Source organism: Mesorhizobium sp. BR1-1-15, from assembly GCF_020165475.1.
Lineage (GTDB): Bacteria > Pseudomonadota > Alphaproteobacteria > Rhizobiales > Rhizobiaceae > Mesorhizobium.
The window spans coordinates 194,164-207,557 of record NZ_JAIUIF010000008.1; the positions used below are offsets into that span (position 1 = coordinate 194,164).

Here is a 13,394-nt window from a genome sequence, read left to right on the forward strand (position 1 = left end):
CGCTGCTGGCAAAATGGGATTTGGCGAGGTCATCGAAGCGGCGCGATCCTATGGCGAATTCGGCGTGGCCTGAAGATCACGTCGCCTTCCACGCAGCGGCTCGATATGCCGATCCGTTCCGCTCAATGTCGTCGAGCAAGCCGTCTCTCGAAGAAACCAAAGCCGATAGTGATCAATGCCGCCAGCAGGAAATATCCTAGCGCGGCGGCGAACAGAGGCTCGTAGACCCGAAATGTCTGCGCGCGAACGAGGTTCGCCGCACCCATGAGTTCGAACACCGTGATCGTCGACGCCAGTGCGGTCCCCTTCAAAAGCAGGATATTCTGGCCGCCGATCGCCGGCAAAGCCAACCTGAAAGCCTGCGGGAGAAGGACGGAAATCATGATCCGTGTTTTCGACAGGCCAAGCGATTGGCCGGCCTCACGCTGCCCTTCTGGAATGGCCTGTATCGCCCCTCTCCAAATCTCGCCACAGTAGGCCGCGGTGTTCAGGGAAAGGGTAAAAAACGCATAGAAGTCCGCGCCTCGCAAAATGGGCCAGAGCGGGCTGTAGCGGATCGAGGGGATCCCCGAGAGAATTTGGCCGATACCGAAGTAGCAGAGGTAAAGCTGGACCAGGAGCGGGGTCCCCCGGAACGCGAGGATAAACGCAACCGCTGGATATCGCAGCCATTTGCTGTTGGATAGCCGGGCCAGTGCAACCGGGATGGCAAGCAAATTGCCGACCACCGCACAGCCGAGGAACAGGATTATGGTGACCTGGACGCCGGCCAGAAGCTGATTGGCAAGGTAGGCTCCAAACTCAGTCACGCTAGCCCCGCCTCCCGCCACGGACGGTGGCTGTTTCGAGGGCATGGAAAAGCATCGCCGATATGCCGGACATGGCGAGGAACACGAACGCGATCGCGCAATAGAACATGAAGTAATCGCGCGTCGCGCCGGCAGCCATCTTGCCGGCGAGAACGAGCTCGGTAAAACCGATCAGGCTGACCAGTGAGCTTTCCTTCAAAACGACCAGCCACAAATTGCCAAGCCCCGGCAAGGCCAGGGGGACCATTTGCGGCACGGTGACCAGGAAGAAGGTCTGGCGCCGTGTCAGACCGAGTGCATGGGCTGCCTCGACCTGACCTCGCGGGATGGCCACGATCGCGCCGCGCAGGACCTCCGTGCTGTAGCCGCCTTGAACGATCCCAAGCGACAGGGTCGCGGCGACAAACCCATTGACCTGGAATTCGGAAGTCAGTCCCGCCAGGCTCACGGCCCAGCGCAACGCGTCCGTCGCGGTATAGTAGACGAGGAATATGATGAGAATGTCCGGTACGGACCGGATGATTGTCGTATAGGCAACGGCTGCGGAGACCGCCACGCGGTTCTTCGAGATCTTGGCCACCGCACCCATGAGGCCGAGGGTCAGGCCCACGAGATAGGCGCTGATCGAAATTCCAAGGCTCAGGCAAGCGCCAAGAAGCAATTCGTCGCCCCAGCCCTTGTCCCCGAAGCTGAGCAGGGTTGCCCAAGACACGGTCGAGTTCATACAGCGCGTTCCAGTTCAATGAAGATGGCGACGGCCGCCCCGGGCCGGCCGTCCCCTGGGCCTGAACCAGATGATCAATCGCCGTAAATGTTGAAATCGAAATAGCGCTTGGTGATCGTCTCGTACTCGCCGCTGGCGCGCACCGCCTTGAGTGCTGCATTGAGGCGGTCCCTCAGAGCGGTGTCCTCCTTGCGCAGGCCGCCGCCGTCGCCGTATCCAAACATTTTCTCATGCGGCAGCGTCACCTTGATTTCATAAGCTTGGCCCTCCGGCTTCTTCAAGAAATCCTGGATCTGGATGCCTGCCGCAGCCATGAGATCCACGCGTCCGGCCTGGATGTCCGCGATTTCGTCATCGAGTGTTGGATAGATCTTCACTTCGGCAATGCCGTTGAACTTATCCTGCATGTAGGTCGCCTGCAGGCTGGCACTCTGTGCCGCGACCGCAATCCCCTTGAATGTCTCCGGCTTGGTCACGTCGAACTGCCGCGTATCCGCCTTGGCGCCGACAAGCACGTTGGGCGAATAGTAGTACTTGTCGGTGAAATCGATCACCTCCTTGCGCTTGTCCGTGATCGACATCGAGCTCCAGATGACGTCGAACTTCTTGGCCAACAGCGCGGGAATGATGCCGTCCCAGGCGATATCGACGATCTCACATTTCGCCTTCATCTCTTTGCAAACGGCATTCATCAGGTCGATTTCCCAGCCCTGCCAGGTGCCGCTGGCATCCTTGACGGAGAAAGGCGGGTATGGCTCCGCGGCGACACCGAAACGGATGACATCGTCGGCCGCCGACGATGAATTGGCGGCGCCAAATACCGCCACGATCAGTGACAAGGCGAGTGCAAGCTTTTTCATGATTGTTCCCCTTTTTGTTTATGTGGATTTGTATCTTCCGCAATGATGATGCTGGTAGCCGGGCATCTGCCGATCTTTCGACGTCGGCCCGTGGCCAGCCGGCAGCATCGAGCATCGTGGACTGGTTCGGATGTCGGCGATGCGAACTTGGCCATTCGGCTCGGTCGACCTTCTTTCAGGGCGGTGTTTGAAAACGCTAACAGTTCAAATGATCTCGATCTAATGCCCCCTGCCGTGCGGTTCATCACCAATAGTTATGACGATAGCCCCTTCGAGTGGCGCAGTCCGGCGACCGGCAAACGATCGGCGCTCATTGATCGGCGCGTGCGAGGACAGGGCTGAATTGAACGGTTCACGACGCCGCCATTGATCGCGCCTATGAGTTTTCAGCGATAGTCCCGCGCCCACGGGAATAAGCTCGCGACTGTCCACCAAATTTCTGATGTGGCATCGTCGGCTGGTTCCGGGATGGCCGGCCGCAATGCGGTCGGTCCGGTGCGTTCGCTCTAAGGTCGTCATATGAATAGCAGCCCTTGCCGGTCCATCGAGGAGATGAGCGAAAAGATCGCTGCCGGCCTGTCGCCCGTGGAAATCATGGAGGGTTGCCTCGATCGCATCCAGGAACTGAATGAACACATCAAGGCGATGATTTTCGTGGCCGAAGCTGATGCCCTGGACGCCGCGCTTCAGGCCACACGCGAAATCAGATCCGGTCACAGGCGCGGCCCGCTGCATGGCGTGCCGATCGCGGTCAAAGACGTTATCGACGTCAAGGATTGGCCGACAACGGCTGGCTCCCGGTTGTTTCGGGATCACGTCGCGACGGAAACGGCAACATGCATTGCCAATCTTCAGGCGGCCGGCGCCATCATCATCGGCAAGACGAACCTGCACGAACTGTGCGTCGGCGGCCACGACAATCCTTGGCACGGCAAGGTCGCCAACCCGCTTGATCCGGACCGTGGGACAGGTGGCACGAGCAGCGGGTCGGCCGCAGCGGTCGCGGCCGGTTTTTGCCTGGCAGCGGTTGGCACGGACAGCGGCGGGTCAAACCGATCCCCGGCTGCTGCAACCGGCTTGTTCGGTTACAAGCCGACGAATGATCTGATCGCTGTGCAGGGCGTCATGAGCATAGCGCCTTCGCTGGACTGCGTCGGCGTTCTTGCACGCTCGGTCAGGGACGTTCGCCTGATGACCGAGGCGCTTGCCGGAAAACGGCTCGCCCCGTCGGCAAGCGGGGGCAGCAAAACGACAACGGGCATCACGATCGGCATCTGCCCCGAACTGCTTGGCGCTCACGTCGACACGTCAGTCGATATCGCGTTGGCTACCATGCTCGATCGTCCTGAAGTGCGCACGGTCGAGATCACCTTCGACGACAGGGAGGCGTTCGTTGCCGCGGGACTGACAATCCTCCAATGTGAGTTCGCGCGAATCTACCGCAATGCAATCGAGCAGAAGCCGGACATGGTCGGCGACGCGGTTCACTCATTCCTGCAGGGCGGCATTCGCATCCATGCCGGCGCCTATGATAGCGCCATCGAAATCCGTAACGGCGTGCGAGGCCGGTTTCTGGAGAAAATCGCGGGCCTGGACGCTTTTGCCATTCCTACGGCGCCTGGATCGGCGCCGCGGCTTTCCGACGAACTTACCGAGGTGAATGGGGAAATGGTGCCGTGGGGAATGGCCGGCGGCCGCTTCCGCCGCTGGGCAAATATGCTTGGCATGCCGGCGTTGGCTATTCCTTTGCCGGTTCCTGACGGGCTTCCGGTGTCGGTGCAACTGGCCGCAGGTCCGGGTCAGGACGCCGGTTTGCTCGATCTCGCCGAAATGTTGACAGGCAACTGAAATCAGTTCCGCCAAATCGCTGAAAGTTCATAACCTCCAGGAATAAACTTCCTTCGCGCGCCTCTTGGAACATCCGACCCTTCCCATTAATCTTGGCGTTCGCAGCTCGCTGTTTCGGCACAGCGATCAGCTGCCTGGCAAGGTAAGCGGGCATGAAATTTGGCGAAAAGGACACCGTCACGAAGGAGGCAGAGTTTACGCCTCGCGAGATCGAGGTCTTCGCTTCGGTCATGCTGCATGGAACAACCACCAAGGCGGCCGACGCACTTGACATCACGCAGCCGGCTGTCAGCAAGATGCTCCAGCAACTCAGCGAGAAGGCGGATTTCCAGCTGTTCAGGAAAAGCCGGCAGCGGCTGATCCCCACTCCTGAAGCGCACATGCTCTATGCCGAGGTGAAGCGCGTTTTCGAGTCCGCGCGCGGCATCTCGCGCGCCGCGAGGGAGATACGCGAGCTACGAAGTGGCAGGTTGAATATCTGCGCGCTCCCGGCCTTCGGGTCCACGCTGCTGCCATCCATCATCACGAGCTTCTCAAAACAGCATCCATCCGTGTCGATTTCCCTGGATATCCGCAGCTCCGCCACGGTGGTGCAGCGGGCGAGCCGCAATCAGCTCGACATCGGAATAGGCGTAACGGCATCGGACGAGAATTCTTCAATCGTCAGGCGAGCGCTGACAGCGACCCCACCGGTTTGCGTCATGCCGGCGGGTCACCGTCTGGCCGAGCTCGACGTGGTGCAGGCGGAAGATCTCGACGGTCTCGACTTCATCTCGATGGGCTCTGCCGATCCGATGCGGCAGCAGCTCGATGCCTTGTGCGAAGAACGCGGAGTGGGACGTCTGTTGAAGGTAGAGGCCAGCCTGTCCAGTGCGTGCATCGCCCTTGTCGCGTCCGGGGCGGGCGTGAGCGTCGTCGACAGGCTTTCGGCGTGGCTGGCACGCGACCTGCCGATCGAGATCAGGGATTTCCGGCCACGTCTCGATCTGAACCTCAGCGTCTACCGGCCTTGGGGTGTCATTGCATCGACGGCGGCGGACGCCTTCACCGAGCATCTCATCCAGACGACGCGAAGCTTTATGAACGGCGTAGAGGCAGGAATCACCGCCCTGGGTCCTCGCCGCCAGGCCGACAGAACTGTTTTCATTCACCGCTGAAAGCCTCTAGCGGAGCGGCAGGCATTCGAACAGGCGGCCGATATCGGCTTCGTCATTGTAGACATGCGGCGACACGCGCATCTTCGTGCCGCGCAGCGTGACGTGCACGTCAGCCCGCTTCAGCTCTTGTGCCGCATTCGGCGCGAGACGGCCCCCTATGTCGAGGATCGCGATATGGGGCGTTGGGTGTCGCGGACGCGCGACCGGCAGCCCTCTGCTTTCCGCCTGCGCCCAGACAAGCTCATTAAGGTGACGCAGGCGCTCAAACACGCGCCCGACGGTCCAGCCGCGGATGAGCTTCATTGCGGCGATTGCGATGGGCAGGACCGCGAAATCGGAGCGTTCCCCCATGTCGAACCGCCGCGCGCCGGGAAGAAACTCGGCTACGGCCACCTTGTAGAAGTCCGATTTGTCCCCGCCCATCCGGTTCCATGAATGATGCTCCAGAGTGCGCCCCTCTGTGTGCCAACGCCGGTCGGCGTAAAGGAATGCGAGGCGATATGGCCCCAGAAGGAACTTGTAGGTGGCAAAGACGAGAAAGTCCGGTCGGACGCGCCGGACATCGAAGGGTATCGCGCCAACCCACTGGGTTCCGTCAACGACAAGACTGGCGCCCGCTGCCCGTGTGGCGGCGACCACCGCCTCCAGGTCGATCGCCATGCCCTCGAACCAATGCACCAGCGTCCCCGCAACGACCGCGATGGGACGGCTCGAGTCTTGGATTGCCGATACGATCGCGCTGGTCCAGTCGCCGTCGGCTGGTTGCGGGACGATATCAACGCAGGCGCCGGCGCGTTGCGCGAGGTCGTACCAGACATATCTGTGCGAGGTGTGTTCGTTCTCCATCAGAAGGATGGCCGAACCTGCCGCAACCAAAACGTTGGCGGCTGCGATAGCCATGCCATAGCTGGTGGCGGCCACAATGGCGATCTCATCGGCATCGGCGCCCACCATTGATGCGGCGAGCTGCCGCGCCTCTTCCACCTCGTCGTAATAAGAGGCGATGGTCATTTTCCAGGGTTCGGCTTTCACCCTGACGCCGGCCTCGCCGGCCGCGACGGCGGCGGTCGGGATCGGAGACATGTATGCGGCATCCAGATAAGCTGTCTCGCGGGGAATGGAGAAGAGATCTCGTTGGCAGCTCAGCATGGCATCACAACCTGAAATCAATTGAGGTGCCGAGTCCGGCGTTGCGGGCGGAGATATAGACAAGATTGGCAAGCTCGATGTCTTGCGCGGGAACGCCGAGAGACCGGAAAAGCGTGATCTGATCGTCGCCAGTGCGGCCGGGTTTCGCACCTGCCAGCACGTCGCCGACCTCGCCACGGATATGATCGACGCCGATCACGCCGGTTTCAATCGCCTCGATCAGTTCTCCCGCGGCCGTCAGCGCCATAGGCAGGTAGTCGACCCAGATCTGCGCTCTGCGCACACAGTCGAGGTCGAGCTCGCGGCATGAAGCGACGCTCGCCCCGACCGCATTGATATGGACACCAGGCGGAAGCCATTCGCCGCACAGCACCGGCTTTTCGGAAGATGTCGTGGTGCAGATGATGTCGGCCTCGCGAACGGCCTCGCCAGGGTCGCGATGTGCCTTCGCCTGGAATCCGGCGGCTGACTGCTCCTCGGCGAAGTGCTGCGCCTTTGCAAAGTCGCGACCCCAAACATGGATCGCATGGATCGGCCGGACGTCCGCAATAGCCGCGACATGCCGGCGCGCTTGCTCGCCATATCCGAACAGTGTCAGCGTGGTGCTGTCTTCGCGCGAAAGTGCCCTCGTCGCGACAGCACTGGCCGCCGCGGTCCGCCAAGCCGTAAGCTCTCCCCCGTCGATCAAGGCTACAGGCCGTCCATGATCCTTGTCGAACAGGAAGACACCGCCGCGATGAGACGCGAACCCATGCGCGAAATTGTCAGGAAACACGGAAAGCACCTTCGCCCCGAACAGCGGCCGGTCATCCAGCGCAGCATACATAAGCGACAGACAACTCCCGGCCGCACCCGGCAGCTCAAGTGTGCGCCTGATCTGCTGGCGCGCCATGCCGCTCGATGTTTTGCGCAGTGCGGCCTCGGTCGCTTCAAGAGCCAGGGATAGGCTCAAAATGTCCCGGATCGCGTTCTTGTCGATCAGGAGGAATTCCGGCTCGCCACTCACCGTGCAGTCTCTTCCATTCCGCGATCCCCGATGCGCCGATAAGCGTAGCATTGCTCTCGCAAACGGTTGCGCCCGAATTTGATAACTTCGCACGAGAAGTTGCCCGTGCGGGCTAATGGGCCGACCTGGGCAGCCGCAGATGGCTGGGACATTGGTTCATAACTTTTGGCCATGAACGGCAGCGACCAGTTCAATTGACCGCAGTTGGCACCCATTGCAATGTTTTCAGGCAACCGAGGATGTTGTGCGGGGTTGCAAACACATCGCAGGCGCCGATCGAATTAAGAAGAGCGGCGTCAGCAGTACTGTCAAACGCTCCAGCAACATCTCTCAACGATATAGCGGCATTTGCATCGATTCGTCTTTCAGAGATTACTCGTATCGGATGACGTCATTAGCCCGGGAATTTTTGGAGATCATCTTTATGCGTGTCGTGGTCATTGGTTCCGGTATCGTCGGCAGTTCCGCCGCCTATGAATGCGCCAAGGCGGGAGCAAGCGTCGTCGTGCTCGAGGCCGGACGGATAGCAGGCGGTACGTCGGGGGTAAGCTTTGCCTGGACAAATGCGACGACCAAGCGGCCCCGGCCGTATTTCGATCTGAATGTCTCGGGAATGCGCGCCCATCTTGAACTCAAGCGCGACTTCGGCATCGCTCCCTGGTTCACCCAGACCGGCAGTTTCGATTGGCGAACAGAGCCGGAGTCGATGGACGATTATTTCGAGAACTTCAGGCAGATGAAGGAATGGGGCTACGGCGTCGAGTGGATCGACAAGAAGCGCGTCGCCGAGATGGAGCCCGATATCGATGTCTCCGCTTTCGGCGATTGTCCAATCTCCTACTATCCGGAAGAAGGCTGGGTCGATCCGGTGCTCTACTCGGCCTGGCTTTTGCGGGCGGCGAAGGAGCGCTGGGGAGCACAGGTCAAACTCGGTTCACGCGTGACCGAGATCGAGACCGAAAGCGGGCGCGTACGGGCAGTTCGGACGGCGAACGGAGACCGACACCCTGCGGATGCCGTCGTGAGCTGCACCGGCGGCTGGTCTAGTGAGAGGCTCGGCGATGCCCAGGGTATTCCACTTTCCTCGACCACAGGCGTGCTCGCCTTCACCCCGCCGGTGGCCTTGACGCTCCGCAGCCAGCTGCATGCCGACGATCTGGATATCCGTCCCGACGGAGCGGGCCGCATCATGATCCATAAGGTCTCGGTGGACATGACCCTGGAGAAGCCGGAGGTGCTCAGCCCTGCCGGGAACGAGGCGGCGACGCTCCTGGATGCGGCGACCAAGGTCCTGCCTTCGCTCCGCGACGCAGGTGTGGAAGCCATTCGCACGACGGTCCGGCCGTTCCCGGAGGACGGCTACACCTGTGCCGGCGCCATGCCGGATATCGTCGGCCACTACATGGCCGTAACGCACAGTGGTGTGACCATCGGCCCGCAATTGGGCAAGGTGGTCGCCGACGAAGTCGTGCGCGGCAAAATCCATGACGAAATGGAAACGTTTCGTCCGCAACGCTTCTTCCAGGCCCACGCCCAGCGCTCCGCTGTCGCGCACGTCTGATCCCGCTCAGCAGACCGCTGGATTGCGTACGGCGGCCTGCTTTTGACCAACGCAACCAGGGGCCTCCGCCATGGGGAACATCGAACGATTCGACAAGAACGAACGGCTTAGCCGTATCGTCGTTCACAACGGCACGGCCTATCTCTCGGGCTTGACGGCCGATGACAAGAAAACCGGCACGTCTGACCAGACGAAGGAGATATTGGAAAAGGCGGATCGCCTTCTGGCGAGCGTCGGTTCGGATAGATCGAAGCTGCTGTTCGCGCAGATCTGGTTGAGGGATGTCGAAGACTTCGACGCGATGAACAAGGCTTGGGTCACATGGCTCGACGGCGTGGAGCCCCCGGCACGCGCCACGGTCGGGGCGAGCTTCGCCTTGCCCGAGATCCGTGTCGAGATCCAGCTTACCGCAGCGATTTGACACGTCGCACGCCACGTCCAGGCCAGCGAGTCCAATCAGATTCGTCAGGGACATGCTTGCGCACCGGCCTTCGCGGCGCGATAGATGCGGCGGTTTGGGGAGGAATCATGCGAAAAGTCCTGGCATCGGCATTGCTGCTGGCGGCTGCGGCGTTCGCGACCGGCGCTCATGCGCTGGACAGCAGCGGCACGCCCGTCGTCGTGACACCCCTCGCCTCGCGCACGACCACCGCTTCCGGCCAGCCGATCACGCTGCCGCAGAAGAACGTGCAGGTGCTGGTGTCGACCTACGACATAGCGCCGGGCGCGACCTTGCCGGTGCACAAGCATCCGTTCCCGCGCTACGCCTATGTCGAGGCCGGCACGTTGAAGGTCACCAATGTCGAGACCGGCAACAGCAACACCTACAAGACTGGCGATTTCATCATCGAGATGATCGGGCAGTGGCATCAGGCCACCAACATCGGTGAAGGCCCGGTCAAGCTGCTGGTGATCGACCAGGTCGAGGAAGGCACCAAGAACACGGTTTTGCGCCAGTAAGCCACCGCTGCTCCGGCTCCTCGAACTGTCTCGCCACGGGAGCGCGCCGCGTTAAGTGTTGGCCCAGCTCTTCACATCCGGTTCCGCACGACCGGGCTGACGATGCTATGCCGGTTGCCCGCCTTACCGGCGGAACCGGATTCCCCCCGTTGGGTTTTTCGCGAAATCCCTTTGCTTGGTGAATGCCTTTTCCTGGAGCAAACTCCCTGCCGGGGCTCAAGGAGCAGAAATGAGAGCACGAACAGCGACGGTCGGCGATCTGGAAGACGTGTTTCGCCATTTGTCCAAGCGCATGTCCGACGAATACATCGCCGCCGGCAAGGACAGCAAGGTCGCCTACGACAATCTGATGATGAACCTGAAGGAGGGCCGCGCCCATGCCCTTGTCGACAACGACGGGACCGTAGCGATCGTCGCCTGGCACGAGCATGGCGACGCCGCGGACACGCTGTTCGCCGCGCGCGAGGGCTTTTTCAGGGCCGCGACCGTGCGTTTCTGCAGGCGGCATATCAGGCAGATCCAGGCGCTCGCCGGCAATCTCCCTATTCACTCCCGCAGCTGGCTCACGGGACCGGAAATCGCAAAATGGTTTCGCACCATCGGCTATGTCGAACGCGGCGAGGAAAATGGCGCCAAACTGTTCGAATTGCCGCCGGCCGCGACCCGGCCGGGCTAGGCAAGCAGGTTTGGTGCACCGCGAGTCCAGCCGCCATTGCACCGTGGCACGGCTCGCCTTCGCGCGGCCTTAGCCCCAGGCGCCGACCATTTGGCGTGTCGTGGCGTTCAGCCGATTGAAGGCGTTGATCACGGCGATCTGGATGACGAGCCCGGCAAGCGCCTTTTCGTCATAGTGCCGGGCGGCCTCGTCCCATACCTCGTCCGTCACGGCATCCGTTCTGTCGGCCAGCCTTGTGCCGGCTTCGGCAAGGGCAAGCGCGGCGCGTTCGGCATCGGTGAAGTACGGCGTCTCCCGCCAGGCCGACAAGGCAAAGATGCGTTCGTCCTTCTCGCCAGCCTTCTTGAGTTCGCGCGCATGCATGTCGACGCAAACCGAGCAGCCATTGATCTGGCTGGCGCGCAGATGGACGAGCTTGCGCGTCACATAGGGCAAATCGGCCGCCTCGGTCGACTTGTCCAGCGCCAGCAGCGCCTGCAGGGCGCCGGGGATGAGCATCACGGGGTTCTTGAGCCTGGCTTCCATGGTGTTTCTCCGTTTGAAAAGTTTGGTCAGGGCGCGGTTTGCCATGCCCGGGAGCGGCGCATCCGGGAGACTTGTTGTGGTTCGCCGGCCATGGCGACCGGTTGGTCGAGGAGAGTCGGCGCTCAGCCTTGCTTCGCAGCCACCTGCTCAAGTCGCTCAAGAATACGCGGCCAGCCGCTTCCCATGCCGACATATCCACGCTCGTCGGCCGGCCGGAACCCCGAGTGCTCCATCCGCACCCGGGTCGCCGCGCCCTCAGGCGTGAGCGACCAGGTCACCACGGTTTTCAGTCCGCTGTCGGATTCGCTTCCGTCGCCCCAGCTATAGGCAAGCAGGCGTGGCGCCTCGACTTTCAGCACGACGCAGTTCGTCACCCCGGACCAGCCCGGTACCGGTGAAGCGCGGAACGTGAAGCGATGCCCCTCTTGCGGCGCGAAGTCATTCTGCATGAGCCATTCTGCGACGAGTTCGGGCACTGTCAGCGCACGCCATATCTTCTCCGCCGAATGCGGAATCAGCCGTTCAACGACGATCGATTTGGTCTGTGTCATGCCGTGCTCCTCTTAGTCGTCGTCGAGCCACCGCTCGCGATCAATAACTCGATGGCTATGGGTTAACTCATAACCATGTAGTTATAAGACTGTCAAGCAGGGAAATGCCCCCTGGTCCAATGCGCCGTGCCGTTCCTGCTTTCGCGCCCGCCGCGCGGGTGCTACGGGCTTCTCACAACATCATGGACAGGATCACACCTTGACTGAAGAAGCCCGCCCGCCGCTGATCGAAATCTGTGTCGAGGGCATTGATGGCCTTCTGGCCGCACAGGCCGGCGGCGCCGACAGGGTCGAACTGTGCGCCAGCCTCGTCGAAGGCGGCATCACGCCGAGCTTGGGAACCGTGCGCGCCGCGCTCGACCAGGCGATTGTGCCGTTCCATGTCATGGTGCGGCCGCGTGGCGGCGATTTTCTCTACAGCGAAACCGAGTACCGTTCGATGCTGGCCGACGTAGCCGCCCTGCGCGACCTCGGCGTGCCCGGCGTGGTGTTCGGCTGCCTCACCGCCGAAGGCACCATCGACGAGCGCCGCATGAGCGAACTGACGGAGGCCGCCGGCGGCCTTAACGTCACGTGTCACCGCGCTTTCGACATGACGCGCGACCCGGCCGAGGCTTTGGAAGCGCTGATCCGTTGCAAGGTCGGCCGCGTGCTGACCAGCGGCCAACGCGACACGGCGATGGAGGGCCTGTCGCTGCTGGCGGACCTGGTGCGACAGGGGGGCGACCGCATCGTCATTCTCGGCTGCGGCGGGCTCGATCTCGGCAACATTGCCGAGGTGCGGCAAAGGACCGGACTGTCCGAAATGCATTTCGCCGTCCTTAAGGACGTGCCCAGCGCCATGCGCTACCGCAATCCCAAGGTCGGCATGGGTGGCTCCGATCTCGACCGCGAGTATCGCAATACGCTCACCGATACGCCGCTTGTGGCAGCGACGATCGCGGCGGCCAAGGCATGACCGCCCTCTCCCCGATCAGCCGTGTCAGGCAAAGCGACGAAGCGGCCATACTCGCGCTCAACAACGAGCATGCCGCCGAATTGTCGTGGCTTGAGCCCGAGCGCCTGTCTTTCCTGCTTGGCGAGGCGTTCTATGCGCGCCGCATCGGCGCGCTCGAAGCCTTCATCATGACCTTCGATCAAGGGGCTCGGTACGACAGTCCGAATTTTCTCTGGTTTCGCGAACGCTACGAGCGCTTCGTCTATGTCGATCGCGTCGTGGTGGCGGCGCAAGCTCGTGGCCGCGGCCATGCCCGCCTGCTCTACCAAGACCTGTTCGAGCACGCCACGCGCGCCGGCCATGCACTGGTCACATGCGAGGTCAATGCCGACCCGCCCAACCCGGCTTCGGACGCCTTCCATGCCGCGCTCGGCTTCACCGAGGTCGGCGACGCGGTGATCCACGGCGGCAAGAAGGCGGTGCGCTACTACGTCAGGCGGATCATCGCCTGAGCGCTGCTCCTTTCCAGGTCTCTGCCGCTACTGGAACAACGCCGCTGCACTGACCAGCGTCGTCCAGAACCCCCACAACAGCGGGATGCCGACCAGCAGCCAGGCAAGGACCAATTTGA

15 protein-coding genes are annotated in these 13,394 nt (G+C 61.8%); 8 read left to right on the forward strand and 7 right to left on the reverse strand.

Going from position 1 to position 13,394, the window contains the following annotated elements:
• Positions 1 to 122: 122 nt before the first annotated feature.
• The 3 genes from LB541_RS16325 to LB541_RS16335 all read right to left on the reverse strand — a co-directional run bounded on the left by LB541_RS16325 (position 123) and on the right by LB541_RS16335 (position 2,393).
• Complete coding sequence (locus LB541_RS16325; protein ID WP_140495744.1) at positions 123 to 809, reverse strand: ABC transporter permease; 687 nt, start codon at positions 807 to 809, stop codon at positions 123 to 125.
• A gap of 1 nt (position 810) precedes the next feature.
• Positions 811 to 1,533, reverse strand: a complete 723-nt coding sequence (locus tag LB541_RS16330) for an ABC transporter permease (protein WP_140495743.1) — start codon at positions 1,531 to 1,533, stop codon at positions 811 to 813.
• A gap of 74 nt (positions 1,534 to 1,607) precedes the next feature.
• A complete protein-coding gene (locus LB541_RS16335; RefSeq protein ID WP_140495742.1) occupies positions 1,608 to 2,393 on the reverse strand; it encodes a transporter substrate-binding domain-containing protein in 786 nt (261 codons plus the stop codon).
• 552 nt (positions 2,394 to 2,945) lie between these two features.
• Here LB541_RS16335 and LB541_RS16340 point away from each other — a divergent pair.
• Together LB541_RS16340 and LB541_RS16345 are read left to right on the forward strand one after the other, a co-directional pair.
• On the forward strand, positions 2,946 to 4,241 hold the full coding sequence (locus LB541_RS16340) for an amidase (RefSeq protein ID WP_224618985.1): 1,296 nt from the start codon (positions 2,946 to 2,948) through the stop codon (positions 4,239 to 4,241).
• A 152-nt stretch (positions 4,242 to 4,393) separates the two neighbouring features.
• Complete coding sequence (locus tag LB541_RS16345; protein WP_140521043.1) at positions 4,394 to 5,398, forward strand: LysR substrate-binding domain-containing protein; 1,005 nt, start codon at positions 4,394 to 4,396, stop codon at positions 5,396 to 5,398.
• Between the two features lie 6 nt (positions 5,399 to 5,404).
• Here the strand turns inward: LB541_RS16345 and LB541_RS16350 are convergent, their stop codons facing one another.
• Together LB541_RS16350 and LB541_RS16355 are read right to left on the reverse strand one after the other, a co-directional pair.
• Positions 5,405 to 6,610, reverse strand: coding sequence for an aminotransferase class V-fold PLP-dependent enzyme (locus LB541_RS16350; RefSeq protein WP_224618987.1), 1,206 nt, complete (start codon positions 6,608 to 6,610; stop codon positions 5,405 to 5,407).
• A complete protein-coding gene (locus LB541_RS16355) occupies positions 6,552 to 7,646 on the reverse strand; it encodes an ornithine cyclodeaminase family protein (RefSeq protein WP_140675776.1) in 1,095 nt (364 codons plus the stop codon). Before LB541_RS16355 ends, LB541_RS16350 begins: the two co-directional genes overlap by 59 nt.
• Positions 7,647 to 7,767: 121 nt before the next feature.
• On the opposite strand from LB541_RS16355, the gene LB541_RS16360 reads away from it, so the two are divergent.
• From LB541_RS16360 to LB541_RS16375, 4 genes are all read left to right on the forward strand, one after another.
• A complete protein-coding gene (locus LB541_RS16360; protein ID WP_224618989.1) occupies positions 7,768 to 9,114 on the forward strand; it encodes an NAD(P)/FAD-dependent oxidoreductase in 1,347 nt (448 codons plus the stop codon).
• A 70-nt stretch (positions 9,115 to 9,184) separates the two neighbouring features.
• Positions 9,185 to 9,535 carry a RidA family protein gene (locus tag LB541_RS16365; protein ID WP_140517162.1) on the forward strand — a complete coding sequence of 117 codons (351 nt, stop codon included), beginning with the start codon at positions 9,185 to 9,187 and terminating at the stop codon, positions 9,533 to 9,535.
• 107 nt (positions 9,536 to 9,642) lie between these two features.
• Positions 9,643 to 10,074: a cupin domain-containing protein gene (locus tag LB541_RS16370; RefSeq protein WP_140495738.1), complete on the forward strand. Its 432-nt coding sequence runs from the start codon at positions 9,643 to 9,645 to the stop codon at positions 10,072 to 10,074.
• Positions 10,075 to 10,303: 229 nt separating this feature from the next.
• Positions 10,304 to 10,750 (forward strand): hypothetical protein, encoded by a 447-nt coding sequence (locus LB541_RS16375; protein ID WP_140521047.1) that lies wholly within the window; start codon positions 10,304 to 10,306, stop codon positions 10,748 to 10,750.
• A gap of 69 nt (positions 10,751 to 10,819) precedes the next feature.
• Here the strand turns inward: LB541_RS16375 and LB541_RS16380 are convergent, their stop codons facing one another.
• Complete coding sequence (locus LB541_RS16380) at positions 10,820 to 11,275, reverse strand: carboxymuconolactone decarboxylase family protein (protein WP_140495736.1); 456 nt, start codon at positions 11,273 to 11,275, stop codon at positions 10,820 to 10,822.
• A 122-nt stretch (positions 11,276 to 11,397) separates the two neighbouring features.
• A complete protein-coding gene (locus LB541_RS16385) occupies positions 11,398 to 11,826 on the reverse strand; it encodes an SRPBCC family protein (RefSeq protein WP_140495735.1) in 429 nt (142 codons plus the stop codon).
• Positions 11,827 to 12,025: 199 nt separating this feature from the next.
• On the opposite strand from LB541_RS16385, the gene LB541_RS16390 reads away from it, so the two are divergent.
• On the forward strand, positions 12,026 to 12,784 hold the full coding sequence (locus tag LB541_RS16390) for a copper homeostasis protein CutC (protein WP_140555124.1): 759 nt from the start codon (positions 12,026 to 12,028) through the stop codon (positions 12,782 to 12,784).
• Positions 12,781 to 13,275 (forward strand): GNAT family N-acetyltransferase, encoded by a 495-nt coding sequence (locus LB541_RS16395; RefSeq protein WP_140495733.1) that lies wholly within the window; start codon positions 12,781 to 12,783, stop codon positions 13,273 to 13,275. The genes LB541_RS16390 and LB541_RS16395 overlap by 4 nt, the downstream gene beginning before the upstream one ends.
• Positions 13,276 to 13,394 lie beyond the last annotated feature (119 nt).